Genomic DNA, 22,296 nt, shown 5'->3' on the forward strand with positions numbered 1-22,296 from the left:
GCGCCGCCGTCACGTGGGCGCGTTCGCCTTGAGGAACTCGGCGAGCTTCGCCCGTACGGTCTCCGTCGCGGCCGGGCCGCCGGGGGTCAGCAGGAACACCCCGTGCCAGTCGGTCGGCACGATCAGCAGTTCCTTGGTGGTCGTCTTCGGGGTCAGGCCGTGCAGCTCGCGGGCGCTGTCGGCGAAGCTGCTCTCGAACTCGCCCGCGGCGTAGAACACCGGCATGGTCAGCTTCGGCGCGGCGTCCAGGGCGTTCGCGCTGAACACCGACGGAGCCGACAGGGCCACCACGGCCAGCGGGGCCGGGGTCACGGTCGGCGCGGCGGCGAGCACGGCGGTGCCGCCCATCGACGCGCCGATCAGCACGATGCTCGTCGCGCCGTCCGCACGCAGGGTCGCCGCAGCGGCCGCGACCTGCTGCGGATTGTCGGCGTCACCGGCCGTGGACACCCCGAACCCGCCGAAGTCGAAGGCGAGCACCCGGTATCCCTGCCCTGCCAGCTCCGCCGCGTACGGTGCCCACTGGCAGACGTCCCCGCCGTTCTGGTGGGCCAGCACGATCCCCGTCTTGCCGCTGCCGAGGATGACCCCGCCCAGGTCGGCGCCGTGCTCGCCGAACCGGGTCTGCCGCGCGCCGGGCGGCAGCTCGCAGGCCGCGCCCGCGTTCAGGCCGGTCGGGCTCGGGGTGGGCACCGGATCACCGCCCGAGCACCCGGCCAGGGCCACGGCCGTGGCAGCCGCGAGCAAAGCGAGTCTTCGCATCAGATCTCCTCAGTGGACGGACCAGCCCTGTCGTCTGTCCATACCGCCGAGATGCGGGCGAGGGTGGGGTAGGCGGCCGACCTGTTCCGCTCCACCGCCCGGCGGCGGTCGCGGCGTCGGGTCGCGCGGCCGCTCCTCAGCTCACGTCGGTGCGCAGGTGATGCAGGCGCAGCGCCAGCTGCACCTCCAGCGCCCGGTCGGGGCGCTGCCAGTCCGCGCCGAGCAGCTGGGCCACCCGGTCCAGCCGCTGGGTGACCGTGTTGACGTGCACGTGCAGCTGCTCGGCGGCGCGGGCGAGGCTGCCGCCGGTGCCGAAGTAGCATTCCATCGTCTTGACCAGCGCCGTGCCACGACGCATGTCGTAGTCGACGACCGAGCCGATGGTGTCGCGCAGGAACCGGGTCACGTCCGGGTCGCCGCCTTCCCGGACCGCGCCCAGCAGCAGTCCGACGAAACCGAGCTCGGCCGTCGAGGCGCCGTCGCCGGTGCGGCCCAGTGCGGCCAGCGCGGAGGCGCAGTGGTCGGCCTCCTTGAACGCCGCGGCCAGCCCGGCCGGGTCGGTCGCCGGTCCGGCCGCGCCCGCGGTCACCGGCCTGCCCAGCACCCGGCCCAGTTCCCGGGCCACGGAGCGGGCCAGCGCGCCCGCGTCGGTGCCGGGCACCATCAGCACCACCCGGCCGTCGCGGGTGGCGGCCAGCCCGGCATGCGTACCGGCGAAGGTGTGCGCCCACGACACCGCGCGCTGCCGGGCAGGGCCGGAGGTCGCCGCCGCGTCGTCGACGCAGACCAGCACGTGCGGGCGATCCAGGTCCACGTTCAGCCGGCGGGCCCGCGCCCGCAGCGACTCGGGGTCGCGCACCGGGCGGGCGATCAGGTCGTCGAGCAGCTCGCCGCGCACCCGGCCCTCGGCTTCGGCCACAGTGCGCCGGAACAGCAGCAGCAGCGCGGTGACCAGCGCGGCGCGCTCCAGGATCTGCTGGTCGGCGTGGCCGGTGTCGTGCTTGGGCTGCCAGACGAGCGCGCCGAGGTTCTCCGCCCCGGCGACGACGGCGGCGAACCACAGCCCGCCCCGGCGCACGGCCCGGCCGTCGGCGCGGGAGGTCGCCAGCGCCTCTGCCACGATCGCGGCGTCGGGCAGGACCGGCCCGTCCGGGCCGAACAAGCCGGCCGCGTCGGCAGGCCGGACGCCCGGTTGCCCCGGGCCGGGCAGCGGCGCGCCCTGGGCCAGGCTGCCGGAGGTGTCCGTGCCGACCACGGCCAGGGTGCGGCCGTCGGCGTCGAGCACCATGAGCCGCCCGCCGAGCACGTCGGTGACTGCGGCGGCGACCTCCTCGACCCCGCCGCCGCGCAGCACCAGCGCCGTCATCCGGTCGTGGGCCGCCGCGGCGCGCTCCACCGACGCGCTGTGCGCCGAGATCTTGGTGTGCGCCGCCGACAGCTCGCTCAGCGCGGTCTGGGTCTCCCCGAGCAGCCGGGCGGTGTCGATGGCGACGGCGGCGTGCGCGGCCAGCGACACCAGCAGCGACACCTCCTCACGGGCGAACGGGCGCTCGGAGCGGTTCGCGGCGTACAGCACGCCGATGACGCGCGAGCCCAGCCGCAGCGGCACGCCCAGGATGGCGACGAGCCCCTCCTCGCCCACGCCCGCGTCGATCTCGCCAGTGTGGTGGAAGCGGCGGTCCTCGGGGTAGTTCGCGGTGGCGTAGGGGGTGCCGGTCTGTGCGACCAGGCCGCCCAGGCCCGCGCCCAAGGGCAGCCGCAGCCGCTGGAACCGCGCCGAGACCGAGCCGTCGGTGACCCGCATGTACACGTCGCCCGCGGCGTCGTCGCTCATGGTCAGGTAGGCGATGTCGGTGCCGAGCAGGTTGCGGGCCCGGTGCACGATCGCGTGCAGCACCGCGTCGAGGTCGCGCAGGCCGGCCAGGTCGCCGGCGGTGTCGTACAGGCCGGACAGTTCCGCCTCGCGGCGGCGGCGGCGCTCCAGCAGCGCCCGCACCCGCAGCGCGGCGAGTTTGGCCTCCTCCAGCTCGGCGATCTCGTCCGGCCCGGCGCCCCGCGAGCGCGCCTGGACCAGCGGCCCCTCGAATTCGACCGGGGCCGCCTCGCGCTCGAGCAGTTCGAGGAACCGGATGGTCGAGGAGGGCATGGCTCGCATTCCTACCCCGCCGATCACTGGGCTGTCCAGCCGCCGTCCATGGCGATGGACGTGCCGGTGATGAACGAGGCGGCGTCGGTGCACAGGTACGCGGCCAGCTCGGCGACCTCCGCGGGCTCGATCAGGCGCTTGATCGCCGCCTTGGCCAGCATGATCCGCTCGATGACCTCGGTCTCGTCGATGCCGTGCGAGCGGGCCTGGTCGGCGATCTGCCCCTCGACCAGCGGGGTGCGCACGTAGGCGGGGTTGATGCAGTTCGCGGTGACGCCGAACGGAGCGGCCTCGACAGCGATGACCTTCGACAGGCCCTCCAGGCCGTGCTTGGCCGACACGTACGCCGACTTGAACGCCGACGCGCGCAGCCCGTGCACCGAGGAGATGTTCACGATCCGGCCCCAGCCCCGCGCGTACATGTGCGGCAGCGCCCGGCGCACCAGCCGGAACGGGGCGACCAGCATGACCTGGTGCAGGTAGGTGAAGCGGTCGGGGGCGAAGTCCTGCAGCGGCGCGACGTGCTGCAGGCCGGCGTTGTTGACGATCACGTCGACGGCCGGGTCGAGGTCGTCGAGGGCGTCCGGTTCGGCCAGGTCGGCGACGACAGCGGCGCCGCCGATCTCGTCGGCGACCAGCCGGGCGGACGCTTCGTCCCGGTCGACCACGAGCACCTTGGCCCCGGCCTGCGCCAGCCGGGCCGCGCAGGCCCGGCCGATGCCGCTGCCGGCGCCGGTCACCAGCGCGGTGCGGCCGGTGAGGTCGAGTCGTACCAGTGGCGGCGTCGCGGTCGTCATGGCTCGTCAAACTACGAGCACCGTGGGAGCGGGCACATGGGTCCGGGCCACACAGTGTGCCGGGAACGGGTGTGGCGGGACGTGGCTCGGGCCCGCTGACGGTGGTGTCCGCTAGGGTGTCGTACACACGTACGGCGAAGTGGACGGAGCGGCGGGTGCAGCAACGGCAGCGGCGGGTGCTCGGCGTCGACCCGGGGCTCACCCGGTGCGGCGTCGGTGTGGTGGAGGGCGTGCCCGGCCGGCCCTGCGTGATGGTGGACTACACCGTCATCGGCTCCGATCCCGACGCCGACCTGGCCGACCGGCTGCTGCACCTGGACCGCAACCTGGCCGAGCTGATCGCCAAGCACCAGCCGGAGAGCGTCGCCGTGGAGCGGGTGTTCAGCCAGCACAACGTGCGCACGGTGATGGGCACCGCGCAGGCGGCGGCGGTGGCGGTGCTGGCGGCCGCGCGCGCCGGGCTGCCGGTGCGCACCTACACTCCGTCCGAGGTGAAGGCCGCCGTGACCGGCTCCGGTCAGGCCGACAAGAAGCAGGTCACCACGATGGTCACCCGGTTGCTGCGGCTGGACGCGCCGCCCCGCCCGGCGGACGCGGCCGACGCGCTGGCGCTGGCCATCTGCCACATCTGGCGCGGTGGCACGCGCGACCGGCTGAGCGATGCCATCCGAGCGGCGAAGGGCAGGCAGTGATGATCGCGAGTGTGGCGGGGACCGTCGCCTCGATCGGCGCGGACGCGGCGGTGGTCGAGGTCGGCGGGGTGGGCCTGCGGCTGCTCTGCGCGCCGGGCACGCTGGCGGCGCTACGGGTCGGGCAGCAGGCCCGGCTGTCGGCGACGCTGATCGTGCGCGAGGACTCGCTGACCCTGTTCGGCTTCGCCGACGACGACGAGAAGCAGCTGTTCGAGCTGCTGCTGACGGCCAGCGGGGTGGGCCCGAAGCTGGCCCAGGCCGCGCTGTCCGTGCACACCCCGGACGTGCTGCGCGCAGCCCTCTCGCACGGGGACGTCTCGACGCTGACCCAGGTGCCCGGTATCGGCAAGAAGGGCGCCGAGCGCATGGTCCTGGAGTTGCGTGACAAGGTCGGCCCGGTGGCCGCGGTCCCGGCCCAGGGCGGCCGCCCGCAGGCGTGGACCGAGCAGGTGCGCCAGGGCCTGGTCGGGCTCGGCTGGAGCCAGGCCCAGGCCGACCAGGCGGTGACCGCGGTCGCCGAGACGATCGACGGCCCGACCCCGCCCGTGCCCGTGCTGCTCAAGCAGGCGATCCGGCTGCTGGGTAAGACGCGATGAGTGAGCACCGCGAGCGAATTCGGCAGCTTTCTACTCATCGTGGCGACGAGCGCAGCGAGGAGAAGCGATGAGTGAGCACCGCGAGCGCATCCGGCACCTTTCCACTCATCGTGACGACGAGCGCGGGGAGGCGAAGCGATGACCGATTCTCTGGTCAGCGCGCTGGCCTCGCCGGAGGAGCGCGACGCCGAGGCGTCGGTGCGCCCGAAGCGGCTGTCGGAGTTCGTCGCCCAGGAGCGGGTGCGCGAGCAGCTGGAGGTGCTGCTGCACAGCGCGCTGCGGCGCGGCTCGCCGCCCGACCACATCCTGTTCTCCGGCTCGCCGGGGCTGGGCAAGACCACCCTGGCGATGATCGTCGCCGCCGAACTGGGCGGGGCGCTGCGGATGACCTCGGGCCCGGCCATCGAGCGCTCGGGCGACCTGGCCGCGGTGCTGACCAGCCTGCAGCAGGGCGACGTGCTGTTCATCGACGAGATCCACCGCATCGCGAAGCCGGCCGAGGAACTGCTGTACAGCGCCATGGAGGACTTCCGGGTCGACGTGATGGTCGGCAAGGGCCCGGGCGCGACCGCGATCCCGCTGGACGTGGAGCCGTTCACGCTGGTCGGCGCGACCACGCGGGCGGGTCTGCTGACCGGGCCGATGCGCGACCGGTTCGGGTTCGTCGGGCATCTGGAGTTCTACAGCGCACCGGAGCTGGCGGCGCTGCTGCAGCGCTCGGCCCGCATCCTCGGGGTGGCGGCGACGAAAGAGGGCATCGCGGAGATCGCCGGGCGCTCCCGGGGCACGCCGCGTATCGCCAACCGCCTGCTGCGCCGCGTGCGCGACTACGCCGAGCTGCGCTCGGACGGGGTCGTCAACGTCTCCTCGGCGCGCGCCGCGCTGAAGGTGTACGACGTCGACGACATGGGGCTGGACCGGCTGGACAAGGCCGTGCTGGTGTCGCTGGTCGAGCTGTTCGGCGGGGGACCGGTGGGCCTGTCCACGCTGGCCGTGGCGGTGGGGGAGCAGCCGGACACGGTCGAGGAGGTCGTGGAGCCGTTCCTGGTGCGGGCGGGCCTGCTGGCGCGTACGCCCCGGGGCCGGGTGGCGACCGCTGCCGCGTGGCGGCATCTCGGTAAAAAACCGCCAAATGGTACTTTTGGTGCTGGTGCCACCACGGCGCCCGACCTGTTCACCGTCGATGCCCAGCCGGACACATAAGCGGACCTCGCGTTCGTGATCTTAACGTGACCTACACCGCAAGTGTGCGATCGCTCGCGTACCGACTAGACTTCGCGCGGTCCGAACGGACGACAGATGCCACCGCAGGCGCGCGGGTTCGCGCTGCGGGGCCTTGTGGAAAGGTCACAAAGTGGGCGGTAATTCCGGCAGCGCGTTGCCGACGATCATCATGTTCGCCCTGCTCTTCGGCTTGATGTACTTCATGTTCATCCGGCCGCAGGCCAAGCGCCGCAAGGAGGCCGAGTCGATGCAGAAGTCGCTCGGCGCCGGCGACAAGGTGATCACCATCGGCGGCCTGTACGGCACGGTCGTCTCCACCGACGACGAGAGCGTCACCCTCGAGATCTCGCCCGGCGTGACCGCCCGCTACGCGCGTCAGGCCGTGGGCCGGGTGACCGAGCAGGTCACCGTGCCGACCGAGCACGTGGTGGACAACCCCGTCAAGGAAGACAAGTAAATCGCTGACCCCACGCCACGGCCGGCCGCTCCCCTGCGTCGAGCCGTGGCGTATCCCCATCCGTCATTCATCCCAGGGAGACTCGACAGCCGTGGCACCACCTCAGGGACAGATGCGCCCCGGGAGGCAACTTGCCCTTCTCGGCGCCATCTTCGTCATCCTCGCCAGCGCGGTCTGGTTCGGCGGCAAGGGCGGCTGGCAGGATCGCCTCGCCCCCAACCTCGGCCTTGACCTCGTCGGCGGCTCGCGGGTCACCCTCCTGGCGCAGACCGGCGCCGATGGCAAGCCGGCGACCGCGCAGGATCTCGAGCAGGCCCGCCGCATCATCGCCGAGCGTGTCGACGCTCGCGGTGTCTCCGAGGCGCAGGTCGTCATCGAGGGCGACCGGAACATCGTGATCTCGGTGGCCAAGAAGGGCGACAACGCGATCGACGATGTCGGCCAGGCCTCGCAGCTCTTCTTCCGCAAGGTGCTGAGCCAGACCGACGGCAGCGGCCTGACCGCGGCCCCCCAGCCGTCGCCGAGCGCGAGCCCGAGCGCGGCCGCGAGCCCGAAGCCGAGCACCGCGGCCAGCCCGAAGGCGTCGGTGAGCCCGTCGGCCGGTGGCACCGGTGGCGGTGTCGCGATGGCCCCGACGCCGACGCCGACCCCGGCCAGCAAGAGCCCCGCCGCTTCTCCCTCGGCCAGCCCGAAGGCCGCAGCGGCTCCCAAGCCCTCCGCCTCCGCCGCCCCGGCCAACAAGAACGTGACCGTGGAGCAGGTGCAGGCGAAGGTCGGCAAGGCCGCCTGGGACGCCGCCGCCAAGCTGACCGCGGTGCCGACCGACCCCGCGCAGCTCGAGGTGCTCGCTCCGTTCGGCACGCTCGACGGTTACGAGGCCGCGCTGCTGGCCCCGAAGGTGCAGTTCTATGTGCCGTTCGTGAGCTGCGAGCAGCTCGACAAGCGCCCCCCGGGCTCGATCAACAACCCGGACGCCGAGGCTGTCGCCTGCGAGAACGGTGCCAAGTACCTGCTCGACGTGTCGAAGGTCAAGGGCACCGATGTCGACAAGGCGTCGCCGCAGGTCGAGCAGAACACCAACCGCCGGGTGGTCTCGCTGGACTTCTCCAGCGACGGTCTGGACAAGTGGACCAAGCTGACCAAGGAGTCCTTCAACAACGAGGGCCAGAAGTGCGACCAGACCGCGATCGGCCCGGAGAACCACTGCCGCGTCGCGGTGGTGCTGGACAACAAGATCATCTCCTCGCCGGAGATCCAGGGCGTGCTCGGTGACGACTCCGTCATCAGCGGCGACTTCGACCAGAAGTCGGCTACCGACCTGGCGAACAACCTGAACTACGGCTCGCTGTCGATGACCTTCGAACAGCAGGAGGCGCAGTCGATCACCCCGACCCTGGGCGGCGAGCACCTGAAGGCGGGTCTGCTGGCGGCCGGCATCGGCATGCTGCTGGTGGTCATCTACTCGTTCTTCTACTACCGCCTGCTGGGCACGGTCATCGTGCTGTCGCTGATCCTGTCGGCGGCGCTGACCTTCCTGGCGCTGGTGTTCCTGGGCCGGGAGATGGGCTTCACCCTGACGCTGGCCGGCATCGCCGGATTCATCGTCTCGCTCGGTGTCGCCGCGGACTCCTTCGTCATCTACTTCGAACGTCTGAAGGACGAGATCCGCGAGGGCCGCAGCCCGCGCAGCGCGGTGCCCCGCGCCTGGGTGCGTGCCCGCAAGACGATCCTGACCGCCAACGCGATCTCGCTGATGGCCGCGCTGGTGCTCTACCTCGTCTCCTCCGGCGCGGTCGCGGGCTTCGCCTTCGCGCTGGGTCTGGCGACCCTGCTCGACCTGATCGTGGTGTTCCTCTTCCGTCACCCGATCATGACGATGTTCGCGCGTACCGACGCGTTCCTCTCCCCGCGCGTCAGCGGCCTGGGCCGCGTGCTGCACGAAGCCAAGGAGGCTAAGTGATGAGTGGTCTCGCATCCCGTCTTTACAGCGGTGAGGCCGGGTTCCAGATCGTCGGCAAGCGCAAGCTGTGGTTCGGCGTCGCCGGAGGTGTGCTGCTCGTCGCGATCCTGGCCATGTCGCTGATCGGCTTCAAGCCGGGCATCGAGTTCGAGGGCGGCAACGAGTTCACGGTGCCGGCCTCGGCCGGGCAGCTCGCCGACGTCGAGAAGGTGATCGACGACGCGATCCTGTCGGTCCAGCCCGACGCCACGCTGGTCCCCGCGCAGCAGGTCGGCAACGCCGCGATCACGGTGCGCAGCTCGTCGCTGTCCGACGAGCAGACCGACACGGTCCGGGCGAAGATCGCCGCGGACCTGAAGCTGGACGCCGACAACGTCACCGGCAACCGGGTCAGCCAGGCCTGGGGTGCCCAGGTCACCGAGCAGGCGCTGATCGGCCTGGCGCTGTTCGTCGTGGTCGTCACCATCTACCTGGTGATCCGCTTCGAGTGGCAGATGGCCGCGGCGGCGGTCGCGTCGCTGGCGTTCGACCTGGTCGCCACGGCCGCCGTGTACGCGCTGGTCGGCTTCGAGGTGACCCCGTCGACGGTGATCGGCTTCCTGACGATCCTCGGTTTCGCGCTCTACGACGTCGTCGTGGTGTTCGACAAGGTGCAGGAGAACACCCGCGGCATCACGGGCAGCAGCACCACGACGTACGCCGAGGCGGCCAACCTGGCCCTGAACCAGACCTTCATGCGGTCCATCAACACCGCGCTGGTGGCGCTGCTGCCGGTCGGCGGCCTGCTGTTCATCGGCGCGGGCCTGCTCGGCGCGGGCACGCTGAAGGACCTGGGTCTGGTGCTGTTCATCGGTATGGGCACCGCGGTCTACTCGTCGCTCTTCTTCGCCACGCCGGTGCTGGTGTGGCTGAAGGAGAAGGACCCGAAGATCGCCAACCACACCGCGCGGGTGCTGGCGCGCCGCGCCACTCCGGCCAAGTCCGCGTCGGGCGACCTGCCCGCGCAGGTCGGCGCGGGCGCGGGCAGCGCGGCTCCGAAGGCGGGTGCCAAGCCCACCGTCGGCGCCAAGGCCGGCCGTCCCGCGGGCGGCCGCCCCGCCGGCAAGCGCCGCTGACCCCGGCGACACCACCGAGGCCCGGTCTCCCCACGGAGACCGGGCCTCGCCCTTTCAGCGCGTTGATCATGAACTTATGGCACGGATCGGCGGTGTGTCGTCGCCACAACCTCATGATCAACTACGGTGTGCGGATGCTGCCGGGGTGTGTGGGGACACAGTTCTGACCGGGACCGGCGGTGACGGTGTGGCGACACGGCGGGGCGTACTAGGGTGTGCCCGTGACCAACGATCTGATCCAGGGTGACAGCGGGCACGCCACCGCGGCGCTCGTCGCCGACATGGTCGTCGACGTGGCGGACTTCCCGAAGACGGGTGTCCTGTTCAAGGACCTGACCCCGCTGTTCGCCGACGGCAAGGCGTTCCGCGGCGTCATCGACGCGATCGTGGCGCAGTACGCCGGGCGGTTCGACGTGGTCGTGGGCGTGGAGGCGCGTGGCTTCGTGCTGGCCGCCGCCGTCGCGTACGCCGCAGGCACCGGGGTGGTGGCCGTACGCAAGGCCGGCAAGCTGCCCCGGGTGGCCCACGCCGCCACCTACGCCCTGGAGTACGGCACCGCCACGCTGGAGATCAGCGAGGCCGCCTTCACGCCCGGCCAGCGGGTGCTGGTCGTCGACGACGTGCTGGCCACCGGCGGCACCGCCGACGCCACGCTGGACCTGGTGCAGCGGGCCGGCGGCGAGCTGGCCGGTTTCGTGGTGCTGATCGAGCTGGGCTTCCTGGGCGGCCGGGAGCGGCTCGGCGAGCGCCCGGTGCACGCCCTTCTGCGCATCTAGCGCCCCACGCACACCACCGTCCGGGGCGCGTACGAGGCGCCCTGATCAGCCGCGTCCGTCCACCCGCCCGGGTGACGGACGCCACGAGTGCCCTACCCGGCCGCAGCCGGCGGGGGTACGCTCCTCCGGCAAATCGGCCGGCAAGCCCGAACACAGGTAGCATGGGCTATCCGAACCTCACTCGAAGGAGCGGCCGTTGTCTCAGGAAGTCGCCCCCAGCGTGGCCGTGGCGGAGACGTCACCGGCCGGGAACGGGCCCGACAAGGCCCCGGCGGCGAAGGGCGCGAAGGCGGCCCAGCCCGCCAAGCGCGAGGCAGCAGCCGTGCTGCCCTTCCCGGGCACGAACGAGCAGTCCCCGGCCGAGTCCGACCGGGGTCCGCAGGAGCGTGCCACCGCACCTGAGGTGCGCGCCGCGCCCGGCACCAACCAGCTCGGCATGTTCGCCGGCGTGCCTTCGGGCCGCCGGGTGCGCGCCCGGCTGTCCCGCTTCAACGCGCCCTGGCAGTCGGCCAGCGTCAGCGAGGAGCTGGAGCCGCTGATCGCCGCGCACCGGGCCGCGCACCCCAAGGCCGACATCCGCGTCCTGCAGAAGGCATACGAGACGGCGCGGCAGTGGCACGAGGGCCAGTTCCGCAAGTCCGGCGACCCGTACATCACGCACCCGCTGGCCGTCGCGAGCATCCTGGCCGACCTCGGCATGGACACCACCACGCTGGTGGCTGCACTGCTGCATGACACCATCGAGGACACGCCCTACACCCTGGAGGCGGCCCGCGCCGACTTCGGCGACGAGGTCGCGCTGCTCGTGGACGGCGTGACCAAGCTCGACAAGGTCAAGCTGGGCGACTCGGCCAAGGCCGAGACGATCCGCAAGATGGTCGTGTCCACCGCCAAGGACCCGCGCGTGCTGGTCGTCAAGCTCGCCGACCGGCTGCACAACATGCGGACGCTCACCTTCCTGCCGCTGGCCAAGCGGGAGCAGAAGGCGCGCGAGACGCTGGAGATCCTGGCCCCGCTGGCGCACCGGCTCGGTATGAACACGGTGAAGTGGGAGCTGGAGGACCTGTCCTTCGCGACGCTGTTCCCCAAGCGCTTCAAGGAGATCCAGCGCCTGGTCAGCGACCACACCCCGCAGCGGGACAACCTGCTCAAGCAGGTCACCGACCGGGTGCAGGCCGACCTGCGCGGCTCGAAGATCAACGCGAAGGTCACCGGCCGCCCGAAGCACCTGTACTCGATCTACCAGAAGATGATCGTGCGCGGGCGGGACTTCAACGAGATCTACGACCTCGTCGGCGTGCGCATCCTGGTGGACACCGTGCGCGACTGCTACGCGGCGCTCGGCGTGATCCACGCGGCCTGGCAACCGGTCCCCGGCCGGTTCAAGGACTACATCGCCATGCCGAAGATGAACTTCTACCAGTCGCTGCACACGACCGTGATCGGCCCGAACGGCAAGCCGGTCGAGATGCAGATCCGCACCCACGCGATGCACGGCACCGCGGAGTACGGCATCGCCGCGCACTGGAAGTACAAGGAGGGCCCGAAGGCCAACTCCACGGTGGTCGGCCCGTCCAGCCACATCGACGGCATGACCTGGCTGCGCCAGCTGCTGGACTGGCAGCGCGAGACGTCCGACCCGGGCGAGTTCCTCGACGCGCTGCGCCACGACCTGTCCAGCCAGGAAGTGTTCGTCTTCACGCCCAAGGGCGAGGTCATCGCGCTGCCCAACGGCTCCACGCCGGTCGACTTCGCGTACGCGGTGCACACCGAGGTGGGCCACCGCTGCATCGGCGCGCGGGTCAACAGCAAACTGGTGCCGCTGGAGTCGGTGCTGTCCAACGGCGACGTGATCGAGATCTTCACGTCCAAGTCGGAGAGCGCCGGCCCGACCCAGGACTGGCTCGGCTTCGTCAAGTCCTCGCGGGCGCGCACGAAGATCCGGCAGTACTTCAACAAGGAGCGCCGCGACGAGGCCATCGACGCGGGCAAGGACTCCCTCGCCCGCGCCATGCGCCGGCAGGGGCTGCCGCTGCAGCGCCTGCTGACCGCGGGCGGCCTGCTGGCCATCGCGCGGGAACTGCACCTGAGCGACATCACCTCGCTCTACGCGGCCGTCGGCGAAGGCCAGGTCTCGGCGCAGTCGGTGGTGCAGCGCCTGGTCGCCGGATACGGCGGCGAGGAGGGCGCGGTCGAGGACATCGCCGAGTCCACCATCCCGACCCGGCCCAGCCGGACCAGGGCCCCCGGCCACGACCCCGGCGTCGCGGTCAAGGGCGTGTCCAATGTCTGGATCAAGCTGGCCCGCTGCTGCACCCCGGTGCCCGGCGACCAGGTGTACGGCTTCATGACCCGCTCCGGCGGCATCAGCGTGCACCGGGAGGACTGCGTCAACACCGGCGACCTCAAGGCGCAGCCGGAGCGGCTCGTCGAGGTCACCTGGAAGCCGACCGCGGGCTCGATGTTCCTGGTCGCCATCCAGGTGGAGGCGCTCGACCGGCACAAGCTGCTGGCCGACATCACCCGGGCGCTGTCCGAGGAGCGGGTGAACATCCTGTCCGCGACGGTCACCACGACCCGCGACCGGATCGCCGTGAGCCGGTTCAGCTTCGAGATGGCCGATCCGAAGCACCTGGGCCACCTGCTCAACGCCGTACGCGGCGTGGAGGGCGTCATGGACGCCTACCGCGTCACCTCCGGCGCCTGACCCAGCCGCAACTCTCAACGACCCGCGCCCTCATCGACCTGACGAGGGCGCGAGTCGTTAAGAGTCGGGCAAAGCGGTCAGCGCACGGCCGGGGTGACGGTGAGGGTGGTGATGGTGACGGGGGACTTGGGGGCGCCGTCGGTGGCGGTGTTGCCGGTGGGGTCGACCGCGCCGCCCTTGCCGATCGCGGTCACCACGTCCAGGCCCGCGGTCACCGTGCCCAGCACGGTGTACTCGGAGGCGATCGGGGTCGGGCCGTACACGATGAAGAACTGGCTGCCGGTGGTGTGGGGCTCCTGGGTCTTGGCCATGGCGAGCGTGCCGGCGGGGTAGGCGAGGGCCGGGTCGGTGGCGTTGGGCAGGTTCTCCTCGGCGAACCGGTACGCGGGACCGCCCATGCCGGTGCCCGACGGGTCGCCGCATTGCAGCACCTGGATGCCTTCGGTGACCAGGCGGTGGCAGCTCGTGCCGTCGAAGAACCGCCGGCCGGCCAGGTGGGTGATGCTGGCCGCCGCGCACGGGGCCTTGCCGGTATCCACCTGGATCGTGATCACGCCGCGGTTCGTGGTCATCGTGAGCTGCTGGACGCCGTTTCTCGGGACCGTCTGCGGCGGGGTGCCGACGTCCTTGACGTTCACGTTCGACGCCGCCTCGACCGGCAGCCACCGGCACGTGCCGCCAGCCGCGGCGCCCGCGGTGGTGTCCGCGGATCCGCTGCCGGTGGCGGCGCCGTCGCGCAGGCGCAGCACGAACACGGTGACGGCCACGACGGCGCAGACCAGCACCACCACGATGGCGGTGACCACGGCCGCGATCAGCCAGCCACTGGTGCCGCGGCGTTGCGCCGCGGGTGCTTGGTGCGGGCCGCTGTCGGGGGTCCAGGGGGAAGTGGTCACGATGCTCCTGTCACAGGTGGAACCGCAGCGTAACCCGTGACGGTGAGCGGTGCACCCGGTGGCGGGCGCGCAGTGTCCACAAGCGATGGACACGGAAAGCGGAGCGGGGCGGGACCCTCAGGTCCCGCCCCGCTCCGTTCTGCCGTACCGCGATCAGCTCTCGGCCGGGGTCAGCTTCAGCGAGGTGATGGTGACCGGCTTCTTCGGCGCACCGTCGGGGGTGGCCTTGCCGTCCTTGTCGACCGCGCCGGCGGCGCCGATCTTCTCCACGACGTCGAGGCCCTTGGTGATCTTGCCAAGCACCGTGTAGTTCGAGTCCAGCGTCGTCGGGCCGTAGACCAGGAAGAACTGGCTGCCGCTGCTGCCCGGCTGGCCGGTGTTGGCGATGGCGACCGTGCCGGCCGGGTAGGCGGTGGCCTGGTCGGTGACGTTGGGCAGGTTCTCCTCGGCCATCTTGAAGCTGGGGCCGCCCATGCCGGTGGCGGACGGGTCGCCGCACTGCAGCACCTTGATGCCCTCGGTGGTGAGGCGGTGGCACTTGGTGTTGTCGAAGAAGTTCTTGCCCGCCAGGTAGGTGAACGCGGCGGCGGTGCACGGGGCCTTGGCCGTGTTCACGGCGACCTCGATCACGCCCGAGTTGGTGGTGATCGTCATGGTCTGGGTGCCCTTGCTGGAGGCCTCGGTCGGCGGCGTGCCGACGTCCTTCAGGTTCTTGTTGGCATTGGCGTCCTCGGGCGTCCAGGTGCACACCTGGCCCTCGGGCAGCGGGGCGGCGGCCGGCGTCTGGGGGTCGTCGCCGCCGACGGTCCGCATCAGCCAGATCGTGCCGCCGATGACGAGCAGCAGGGCCACCGCCGCGCCGAGCACGGCGTTGCGCTGCTTGCGCTTGCGGGCCTCTTCCAGCCGCTCGCCCATCTGGCGCTCGAGCCGCGCGCGGGCTGCCGCGCGCTGGCGCTGGATCGTGGAACTCACGGGTCTGTCCTCCTGCTAACTACTGATCAACTGGCGGTCGAGGCCGACGGCTTGGGAGAGGTGGCCGCGCCGGACGGAGCCGGGCTGGCCGGAGCGGACGGGCTGGCCGGGGTGGACGGCGCCGGGGCGGTGTTGTCGACCACCGTCAGCGTCTTGATGACGACGTCCTGCTTGGGCTTGACGTCCTCGCCCGCCTCGTTCGCGGTGGTGCCCGCCTGTGCGATCTTCTTGATGACGTCGAGGCCAGCACCGGTCACCTTGCCGACGATCGAGTACGCGGTCTCGGTGGTCGAGTCCTGGTAGAAGATCACGAACTGGCTGCCGTTGAGGTTCGGCGTCATGGCCACGGTGCCGGCCGGGTAGCGGACCGCGGTCGCGGCGGCGGGGCTCGGCGACGCGTCGGCCGCGGCGCTGCTGGTGGTCGACGGGGCCGCGCTCGGCGCCTCGACGGCCGGCGGGTTCTCCATCCACCAGGAGTACGCCGCGCCGCCGTTGCCGGTGCCCGACGGGTCACCGCAGGCCAGCGCGAAGTCGCCCTCGGCGTGGGTCAGCGCGTGGCACTTGGTGTCGTTGTAGAAGCCGCTGTCGGCGAGGTACTTGAGGCTGGCCGCGCCGCAGGGGGATGCGGTGCGGTCGAGGTCGGCCACGACGTTGCCGCCGGCGAACGCGATGGTCATCGCGGACGTGCCCGAGGTCGGCATGCCGTTCGTGGCCGGCTTGCCCGCGTCCTTGAGGGACGGGTTGCCCGCCAGGTCCAGCGGGCTCCAGGCGCAGGTCTCGGCGACCGTCTCGGTCGGCTTCGCGTCGAAGGCGCCGAGGCTCCACGCCCCGAGCACGCCGACGAGGACGAGCGCGAACACACCGCCGAAGACCGCCTTGAGCTGGCGCGAGCGGCGCTCCTGGTCGGCCCGGCGCACCATCTGCCGGTCGACCTTGGCACGGGCCAGCTTGCGCTGTCGGGTATTGCTGGAAGCCACCCGAGCTCCTCCTGTCACCATTGACCGCAGCGAAGCATGTCCGCTGTGTCACCTTTATCACGTTAGGGGTTTGGTGTCGCATCACGCGCCGCGCCCGCCCTTTCGGCCGGGCGTGGGCCGCGCCACACGTCCGAGCGAGTGTACGGGTAAACGCTGAGAAACACGTATGCCCGTCCTGGTTCTGTGATGGATGATCGCCTTCGGTGACGTCCGTGCCGTGGGCCGTCGATGCCCGCGCAAGCACTAGGCTGGGCGCTGAAGTCTGCGGAGAGGGGTTTTGTCGTGCTTGTGGTGGGCTTTCCGGCGCAGGCGTTCGGGACCAACTGTTATGTGGTCGCCGGCGCTCCCGGCGAGCAGTGCGTGGTGATCGACCCGGGTATCGGGGTCATCGACCACCTCGACGCGGTGCTGGCCGAGCACCGGCTGCGCCCGGCCGCCGTCGTGCTCACCCATGGGCATCTGGACCACACCTTCTCCGTCACGCCGGTGTGCGGCGCCCGGGGCATCACCGCCTGGATCCACCCGGCCGACCGGGAGCTGCTGGCCGACCCGGCCAAGGCGCTGTCGGTGGACCTGAGCGCCATGTTCGGCGGGCGGCTGCCGTACGCCGAGCCCGACGACGTCGCCGAGCTGACCGACGGAGCCGTGCTCAGCCTCGCCGGGCTGGAGATCACCGTGGACCATGCGCCGGGCCATACCGGCGGGTCGGTGATGTTCCGGATGCCGGGCCAGGAGGGCGAGCCGCTCTGCTTCACCGGCGACGTGCTCTTCCGCGACAGCATCGGCCGCACCGACCTGCCGGGCGGCAGCATGGCGCGCATGACCGAGAGCCTACGCGACAAGGTGCTGACCCTGGCCGACGAGACCGTGGTGCTCCCCGGTCACGGGCCGTCGACGACCATCGGCCGCGAGCGCGCGCGCAACCCGTTCCTGCGCGAGCTGCTGAGCGTCGGCGACGCGCCCCGCCGGGGCTTCTGATCCAGACTTCTTCCTTCCTGGAGTGATCTACCCATGAGCAAGCCCACGCCGCTGTCCGGCTTTCCGGAGTGGCTGCCCGCGCAGCGCATCATCGAGCAGCGTTTCCTCGACCACATCCGCCGCACCTTCGAGCTGTACGGCTTCGCGTCACTGGAGACGCGTGCCGTCGAACCGCTCGACCAGCTGCTGCGCAAGGGCGAGACCTCCAAGGAGGTGTACGTGCTGCGCCGCCTGCAGGCCGACAGCAACGACGCCTCCGACGCGAGCCTCGGCCTGCACTTCGACCTGACCGTGCCGTTCGCCCGCTTCGTGCTGGAGAACGCCGGCAAGCTGCACTTCCCGTTCCGGCGATACCAGATCCAGAAGGCCTGGCGGGGTGAGCGGCCGCAGGTGGGCCGCTACCGCGAGTTCCTGCAGGCCGACATCGACATCGTGGACCGGGACACGCTGCCCGCGCACTACGAGGCCGAGCTGCCGCTGGTCATCGGCGACGCGCTGGCCGGGCTGCCCATCCCCAAGCCGACCGTGATGGTCAACAACCGCAAGGTGCTGCAGGGCTTCTACCAGGGCCTGGACCTGGTGGACCCGGAGGCGGTGATGCGGGTGGTGGACAAGCTCGACAAGATCGGCCCGGCCGGGGTGACCGCGGAGCTGGCCCCGCTCGGGGTGACCGAGTCGCAGGCGCGGCTGGTGCTCGGGCTGGCGGAGATCTCCGCCGACGACGCCTCGTTCGTCGACGACGTGCGCAAGCTCGGCGTCAGCGACCCGCTGCTGGACGAGGGCCTGGCCGAGCTGGCCGCCGTCGTGGAGGCGGCCGCGGCGCACTCGCCGGGGCTGTGCCGGGCCGAGCTGAAGATCGCGCGCGGGCTGGACTACTACACCGGCACCGTGTACGAGACGACGCTGGCCGGGCTGGAGCGTTACGGCTCGGTGTGCTCCGGCGGGCGCTACGACAACCTGGCCAGCTCGGGCAACGACCGGTTCCCGGGCGTCGGCCTGTCCATCGGGGTCAGCCGGCTGCTGGGGGTGCTGTTCGGCGAGAACGCGCTGTCGGCCAGCCGCTCGGTGCCGACCGCGGTGCTGGTCGCCGTGGGGGCCGAGGAGGACCGCCGGTCCTGCGACCGGATCGCGGCGCAGCTGCGCTCGCGAGGCATCGCGACCGAGGTGTCGCCGAGCGCGGCCAAGTTCGGCAAGCAGATCAAGTTCGCCGACCGGCGGGGTATCCCGTACGTCTGGTTCCCCGGGGCCGAGGGCGCGGCCGACACGGTGAAGGACATCCGTTCGGGCGATCAGGTCGAGGCGTCGGCCGGAAACTGGACACCTCCGGCGGAGGATCTCATCCCGGTGGTGGAGGGGACTTTTAATTAGGAAACTTAAGTAATAGTGTGTGGTCCTCGACTCTGAAACGGGGGCCGTACGCGCATGACCACGACAGACCACCGCACGTCCCCGGCGCTGGGCACCACCACAGCGCCGGGACAGCGGCCCCACCTGCACGATCGTGGTCTGCTCCGGCTGGCCGACGCGGTGCTGCAACCCGGCTTCGTCGGCACCGTGCCACCCGACTGGCTGCGCCGCCGCCTCAACGACGGCCTGGGCGGCGTCGTGCTGTTCGCCCGCAACATCGTCGACCTCGACCAGGTCGCGGCGCTGAACGCGGCCCTGGTCGCGGAGAACCCCGACGTGATCATCGCCGTCGACGAGGAGTCCGGCGACGTCACCCGCCTCGACGTGGAGCACGGCAGCCGCCGGCCCGGCAACCATGCCCTCGGCGCCGTGGACGACCCCGCGCTGACCGAGGCCGTCGCCGCCGACATCGGCGCGCAGCTCGCCGCGGCCGGGATCACCCTGGACTACGCGCCCGCCGCGGACGTGAACAACAACCCGGCCAACCCGGTCATCGGCGTACGCTCCTTCGGCGGCGACCCGGACCTGGTCGCCCGGCACACCGCGGCCTGGATCCGCGGCCTGCAGTCCACCGGCGTGGCCGCCTGCGCCAAGCACTTCCCCGGCCACGGCGACACCGGCGTCGACTCCCACCACGGCCTGCCGATCATCGAGGTCGACGCCGCCCGGCTCGGCCAGGTCGAGCTGCCGCCGTTCACCGCGGCGATCGACGCCGGTGTCCGGTCGATCATGACCGCGCACCTGCTGGTGCCCGCGCTGGACCCGGAGCGCCCGGCGACCATGAGCCGCTCGGTGCTCATCGACCTGCTGCGCGAGCAGCTCGGCTTCAAGGGCCTGGTGGTCACCGACGGCATCGAGATGGCGTCGGTGTCGCAGCGCTACGGCCTGGGCGGGGCGGCCGCGCTGGCCATCGCCGGTGGCGCGGACGCCATCTGCGTCGGCGGCGAGAGCGCCGACGAGGCCGTCGTGGAACTGCTGCGCACCAGCATCGTCGACGCGGTCGTCAGCGGCGAGCTGCCGGAGAGCCGGCTGGCCGAGGCGGCCTCCCGGGTCGCGACGTTCGCGGCCGAGAGCGCGGCCCTGCGTGGTGCCCGTGCCGCCGCGGCGTCCCAGTGGCACGCCGCGGACCGGCCCGAGGTCGGCCTGGCCGCGGCCCGGCGCGCGCTGCGCGTCACCGGCGCGGGCACGCTGCCGCTGACCGGTCCCGCGCACGTGGTCGAGTTCGGGGTGGCCACCAACCTGGCCATAGAGGCGCGTACGCCGTGGGGCGTGGGCGCGCCGCTGAAGGAGCTGCGCCCCGACACGACGGTCGTGCGGCTGGACGAGCACGCGGGCCTCGCCGACGTGCTGGCCGGGGCCGACGGGCGCATCCCCGTGCTGGTCTGCCGTGACCCGCACCGGCACCCGTGGCTGGCGCGGCTGATCGAGGCCGTCGTGGCGGCGCGCCCGGAGACGGTCGTGGTCGAGATGGGTGTGGCGGCGGGGGAGCCGATCGGGGCGGTGCACCTGGCGACATACGGCGCAGCCGCCGTGTGCGGCCAGGCCGCCGCCGAGGCCCTGGCCGGATCGGCGCGCTGAGCCTCCGGTTTTCCATCGACGTTGGCCTATCACATCGAGTTCGATCGCTGATTTTTCGATGTGATAGGCCAACGTCGATTGCGGAGCGGCCCGTGGCGGTGCCTCACCGTCGCGGTGGCGTGACCGCCGCACGCACCTGCGCCGGTGCATCCCTGCGTACGGGGCTGCGCCGTTAAGAAGGTGCCCTTCCTATACGTATACCGATAAGAAGGTGCCCTTCCTTTGGTCAGGCCTGTTGGCCGCGGCGGAAGCGGACGGCGGCGGCGTGGGCGGGGGCGGGGGAGGTGGGGGCCAGCGAGGTCAGGGTGACGGTGATGCGGGCGCCGCCCAGGTCGCCGTGGTCGACGGCGACGCTGCCGCCGGCTTGGCGGGCGAGTTGGCAGACGATGTCCAGGCCCAGGCCGGTGGAGCCGCCGCCGCTGACGCCGCGCTGCAGGGCCGCGTCGGCGTCGGCGATGCCGGGGCCCGCATCTTCCACCACCATCGCGTCGGGGGTGACGGTGACGCGGAACGCGGTGCCGTGCGGGGTGTGCCGGAAGATGTTGCCGATCAGGGCGTCGACCGCGCCGATGGCGTCGGAGCGGGGGACCGGCAGCCAGACGGGGGAGTCGGCGCCGACGACCTCCCAGGGGCGGCCGTGGTCCTCGGCGAGCACGGCCCAGAACGCGAGGCGGTCGGCGACGACGTCGACGAGGTCGGTCTCCTCGGCAGCGCGTTCGGCGGCGGTGCGCCGAGCCCCGGCGATGATCGCGTCGATCTCGGCGTCGAGGGCTTCGACGGCCTGGCGCATGCGGTCGCTCTCCGGGCCGGGCGGCAGCGCGTCGGTGTCCAGGCGCAGCGCGGTCAGCGGCGTGCGCAGCCGGTGTGACAGGTCGGCGGCGCGTTCGCGTTCGGCGTCGATGACCGCGTTGAGCCGGTCGGCCATGGCGTTGAAGGCCTCGCCGACCTCGACCAGGTCGGGCGGGCCGGCCGGGTGCACGCGTACGGTCAGGTCGCCGGAGCCGACCGCGCGGGAGGCACGGGCCAGCTGCCGGGTCGCGCCGACCACGCGCCAGCCGAGCCGGTCGGCCAGCGCCACCGACACCGCGACCAGCAGCGCCGCCAGCGCGCCCATGGACCACCACGCGGTGGCCACGCCCCGGGACAGGTCGGCCTCGGGCACGAACACCTCGACGACCGCGTTGCGGCCGCCGTCCAGCGCGGCCGGCTGCAGGTACACCAGCCCGTCCGCGACCGGCGCGGTCATCGAGCCGCCCCGGTCGGCGGCGAGTTTGACGTCGGCCATCTCGGCCCGGCTCGCGCCCAGCGACACCCCGCTGGACAGGTGCACGGCCAGCCGCTGGCGCGGGCCGTCGGCGGTGGCCGCCATGGCCCGGCTCAGCACCGCCGGGTCGCTGGACACGGCCAGCGCGGTGACCACCGCGGCGGCCTGCTGGCGGGCGTCGAGCAGCGCGCGGTCCTCGGCGATCTGCTTGGTGACCAGCGCCAGCGGCACGAGGAAGGCCAGCGCCACCATCGACGTGACGGCCAGCGCGCCGCGGGCCAGCATCGCCCTCATGACGGCGGCACCAGCATGACGCCGACGCCGCGGATGGTACGCAGCATACGCGGCTGGGCCGCGGTCTCGCCGAGCTTGCGCCGCAGCCAGGACAGGTGCACGTCCAGGGTCTGGTCGGCGCCGACGAAGGGCTGCTGCCACACCTCCGTGAACAGCTCGCGGCGGGTCACCACCCGGCCCACCCGGGCCGCGAGGTATGCCAGCACGTCGTACTCCTTGCGGGTCAGGGTGAGCGGGGAGCCGTCCAGGGTCACCAGGCGGGTGCTCTCGTCCATGCGCAGCGGCCCGATCTCGACCACCGTGTCCGAGGCTTCGAACCGCGGCTGGGTCCGGCGCAGCACCGCGGCCACCCGGGCGGTCACGTGCGCGGCGGAGAACGGTTTGGTCATGTAGTCGTCGGCGCCGGAGTTGAGCAGCCGGATCGCGTCGTGCTCGCCGCGGCGGGCGGTGGCGACGATGACTGGCACGTCACTGACGGCCCGCATCATGCGCAGGGCGTCGGCACCGTCCAGATCGGGCAGTCCCAGGTCGAGGATGACCAGGTCGGGCCGCTCGCTGCGTTCGCTGGTGAGCGACTTCAGTCCTTGCAGCGCCGTGCCGACCGTCTGCACGGCGTATCCGGCGACGGTCAGGGCGTTGCCGAGCGCGTCGCGAATGGCGGGGTCGTCCTCCACGACGAGTACGAGGGGCATGGCTGG

The 22,296-nt window shown here is 72.0% G+C and carries 19 protein-coding genes; 11 read left to right on the forward strand and 8 right to left on the reverse strand.

All coding sequences use genetic code 11. The annotated features are described in order from the left end of the window. Positions 1-9: 9 nt before the first annotated feature. The 3 genes from AB0B66_RS37555 to AB0B66_RS37565 form a co-directional block, all read right to left on the reverse strand. A complete protein-coding gene (locus tag AB0B66_RS37555) occupies positions 10-762 on the reverse strand; it encodes an alpha/beta fold hydrolase (RefSeq protein WP_360539301.1) in 753 nt (250 codons plus the stop codon). Positions 763-898: 136 nt separating this feature from the next. Continuing rightward, positions 899-2,917, reverse strand: coding sequence for a helix-turn-helix domain-containing protein (locus tag AB0B66_RS37560; protein ID WP_360539302.1), 2,019 nt, complete (start codon positions 2,915-2,917; stop codon positions 899-901). 14 nt (positions 2,918-2,931) lie between these two features. Next, positions 2,932-3,705: a 3-hydroxybutyrate dehydrogenase gene (locus AB0B66_RS37565; RefSeq protein WP_360539303.1), complete on the reverse strand. Its 774-nt coding sequence runs from the start codon at positions 3,703-3,705 to the stop codon at positions 2,932-2,934. A gap of 155 nt (positions 3,706-3,860) precedes the next feature. Between AB0B66_RS37565 and ruvC the strand changes: the two genes are divergently transcribed. The 8 genes from ruvC (at position 3,861) to AB0B66_RS37605 (ending at position 13,232) form a co-directional block, all read left to right on the forward strand. Then, positions 3,861-4,397 (forward strand): crossover junction endodeoxyribonuclease RuvC, encoded by a 537-nt coding sequence (gene ruvC, locus AB0B66_RS37570; protein ID WP_360539345.1) that lies wholly within the window; start codon positions 3,861-3,863, stop codon positions 4,395-4,397. Further along, on the forward strand, positions 4,397-4,993 hold the full coding sequence (gene ruvA / locus AB0B66_RS37575; RefSeq protein WP_360539304.1) for a Holliday junction branch migration protein RuvA: 597 nt from the start codon (positions 4,397-4,399) through the stop codon (positions 4,991-4,993). Before ruvC ends, ruvA begins: the two co-directional genes overlap by 1 nt. 138 nt (positions 4,994-5,131) lie before the next feature. After that, complete coding sequence (gene ruvB / locus AB0B66_RS37580) at positions 5,132-6,196, forward strand: Holliday junction branch migration DNA helicase RuvB (protein WP_360539306.1); 1,065 nt, start codon at positions 5,132-5,134, stop codon at positions 6,194-6,196. A gap of 151 nt (positions 6,197-6,347) precedes the next feature. Then, entirely contained in the window at positions 6,348-6,674 is a 327-nt protein-coding gene (yajC, locus tag AB0B66_RS37585; protein ID WP_360539308.1) for a preprotein translocase subunit YajC, read from the forward strand. Between the two features lie 91 nt (positions 6,675-6,765). Continuing rightward, positions 6,766-8,634 (forward strand): protein translocase subunit SecD, encoded by a 1,869-nt coding sequence (gene secD / locus AB0B66_RS37590; RefSeq protein ID WP_360539310.1) that lies wholly within the window; start codon positions 6,766-6,768, stop codon positions 8,632-8,634. Continuing rightward, entirely contained in the window at positions 8,634-9,749 is a 1,116-nt protein-coding gene (gene secF, locus AB0B66_RS37595; RefSeq protein WP_360539312.1) for a protein translocase subunit SecF, read from the forward strand. Before secD ends, secF begins: the two co-directional genes overlap by 1 nt. Before the next feature lie 215 nt (positions 9,750-9,964). Next, a complete protein-coding gene (locus tag AB0B66_RS37600; protein WP_360539314.1) occupies positions 9,965-10,525 on the forward strand; it encodes an adenine phosphoribosyltransferase in 561 nt (186 codons plus the stop codon). 436 nt (positions 10,526-10,961) lie between these two features. Continuing rightward, a complete protein-coding gene (locus tag AB0B66_RS37605; protein ID WP_360539347.1) occupies positions 10,962-13,232 on the forward strand; it encodes a bifunctional (p)ppGpp synthetase/guanosine-3',5'-bis(diphosphate) 3'-pyrophosphohydrolase in 2,271 nt (756 codons plus the stop codon). A gap of 77 nt (positions 13,233-13,309) precedes the next feature. Here AB0B66_RS37605 and AB0B66_RS37610 read toward each other — a convergent pair whose 3' ends face one another. From AB0B66_RS37610 to AB0B66_RS37620, 3 genes are all read right to left on the reverse strand, one after another. Continuing rightward, positions 13,310-14,128 (reverse strand): peptidylprolyl isomerase, encoded by an 819-nt coding sequence (locus AB0B66_RS37610; protein ID WP_360539315.1) that lies wholly within the window; start codon positions 14,126-14,128, stop codon positions 13,310-13,312. Positions 14,129-14,281: 153 nt separating this feature from the next. After that, positions 14,282-15,100 carry a peptidylprolyl isomerase gene (locus tag AB0B66_RS37615; RefSeq protein WP_360539317.1) on the reverse strand — a complete coding sequence of 273 codons (819 nt, stop codon included), beginning with the start codon at positions 15,098-15,100 and terminating at the stop codon, positions 14,282-14,284. A 26-nt stretch (positions 15,101-15,126) separates the two neighbouring features. After that, the gene (locus AB0B66_RS37620; protein WP_360539319.1) at positions 15,127-16,077 is read right to left on the reverse strand and encodes a peptidylprolyl isomerase; all 951 of its coding nucleotides are present in this window, start codon (positions 16,075-16,077) and stop codon (positions 15,127-15,129) included. A gap of 282 nt (positions 16,078-16,359) precedes the next feature. Here AB0B66_RS37620 and AB0B66_RS37625 point away from each other — a divergent pair, with 282 nt between their 5' ends. From AB0B66_RS37625 to AB0B66_RS37635, 3 genes are read left to right on the forward strand one after another with little or no spacing between them, the layout of a single operon-like run. Then, positions 16,360-17,055 carry an MBL fold metallo-hydrolase gene (locus tag AB0B66_RS37625; RefSeq protein ID WP_360539321.1) on the forward strand — a complete coding sequence of 232 codons (696 nt, stop codon included), beginning with the start codon at positions 16,360-16,362 and terminating at the stop codon, positions 17,053-17,055. A gap of 33 nt (positions 17,056-17,088) precedes the next feature. Beyond that, positions 17,089-18,423 carry a histidine--tRNA ligase gene (gene hisS / locus AB0B66_RS37630; RefSeq protein WP_360539323.1) on the forward strand — a complete coding sequence of 445 codons (1,335 nt, stop codon included), beginning with the start codon at positions 17,089-17,091 and terminating at the stop codon, positions 18,421-18,423. A 54-nt stretch (positions 18,424-18,477) separates the two neighbouring features. After that, positions 18,478-20,040 carry a glycoside hydrolase family 3 N-terminal domain-containing protein gene (locus tag AB0B66_RS37635; protein WP_360539324.1) on the forward strand — a complete coding sequence of 521 codons (1,563 nt, stop codon included), beginning with the start codon at positions 18,478-18,480 and terminating at the stop codon, positions 20,038-20,040. A 226-nt stretch (positions 20,041-20,266) separates the two neighbouring features. On the opposite strand, the gene AB0B66_RS37640 is transcribed toward AB0B66_RS37635, so the two are convergent. Together AB0B66_RS37640 and AB0B66_RS37645 are read right to left on the reverse strand one after the other, a co-directional pair. Next, positions 20,267-21,598: a HAMP domain-containing sensor histidine kinase gene (locus AB0B66_RS37640; protein ID WP_360539326.1), complete on the reverse strand. Its 1,332-nt coding sequence runs from the start codon at positions 21,596-21,598 to the stop codon at positions 20,267-20,269. Then, positions 21,595-22,290: a response regulator transcription factor gene (locus AB0B66_RS37645; RefSeq protein ID WP_360539328.1), complete on the reverse strand. Its 696-nt coding sequence runs from the start codon at positions 22,288-22,290 to the stop codon at positions 21,595-21,597. Before AB0B66_RS37645 ends, AB0B66_RS37640 begins: the two co-directional genes overlap by 4 nt. Positions 22,291-22,296: the final 6 nt, after the last annotated feature.

This window comes from Catellatospora sp. NPDC049111 (genome assembly GCF_040648615.1).
GTDB classification, from domain to species: domain Bacteria; phylum Actinomycetota; class Actinomycetes; order Mycobacteriales; family Micromonosporaceae; genus Catellatospora; species Catellatospora aurea.

Bases quoted from the DNA above. Each gene is read 5' to 3' on its own strand.
- AB0B66_RS37565 (WP_360539303.1), bottom strand. From the start codon at position 3,705: ATGACGACCGCGACGCCGCCACTGGTACGACTCGACCTCACCGGCCGC.
- secF (WP_360539312.1), top strand. From the start codon at position 8,634: ATGAGTGGTCTCGCATCCCGTCTTTACAGCGGTGAGGCCGGGTTCCAG.
- ruvA (WP_360539304.1), top strand. From the start codon at position 4,397: ATGATCGCGAGTGTGGCGGGGACCGTCGCCTCGATCGGCGCGGACGCG.
- AB0B66_RS37635 (WP_360539324.1), top strand. From the start codon at position 18,478: ATGACCACGACAGACCACCGCACGTCCCCGGCGCTGGGCACCACCACA.
- AB0B66_RS37640 (WP_360539326.1), bottom strand. From the start codon at position 21,598: ATGAGGGCGATGCTGGCCCGCGGCGCGCTGGCCGTCACGTCGATGGTG.
- ruvB (WP_360539306.1), top strand. From the start codon at position 5,132: ATGACCGATTCTCTGGTCAGCGCGCTGGCCTCGCCGGAGGAGCGCGAC.
- AB0B66_RS37560 (WP_360539302.1), bottom strand. From the start codon at position 2,917: ATGCGAGCCATGCCCTCCTCGACCATCCGGTTCCTCGAACTGCTCGAG.
- AB0B66_RS37605 (WP_360539347.1), top strand. From the start codon at position 10,962: ATGTTCGCCGGCGTGCCTTCGGGCCGCCGGGTGCGCGCCCGGCTGTCC.
- hisS (WP_360539323.1), top strand. From the start codon at position 17,089: ATGAGCAAGCCCACGCCGCTGTCCGGCTTTCCGGAGTGGCTGCCCGCG.
- AB0B66_RS37645 (WP_360539328.1), bottom strand. From the start codon at position 22,290: ATGCCCCTCGTACTCGTCGTGGAGGACGACCCCGCCATTCGCGACGCG.
- AB0B66_RS37555 (WP_360539301.1), bottom strand. From the start codon at position 762: ATGCGAAGACTCGCTTTGCTCGCGGCTGCCACGGCCGTGGCCCTGGCC.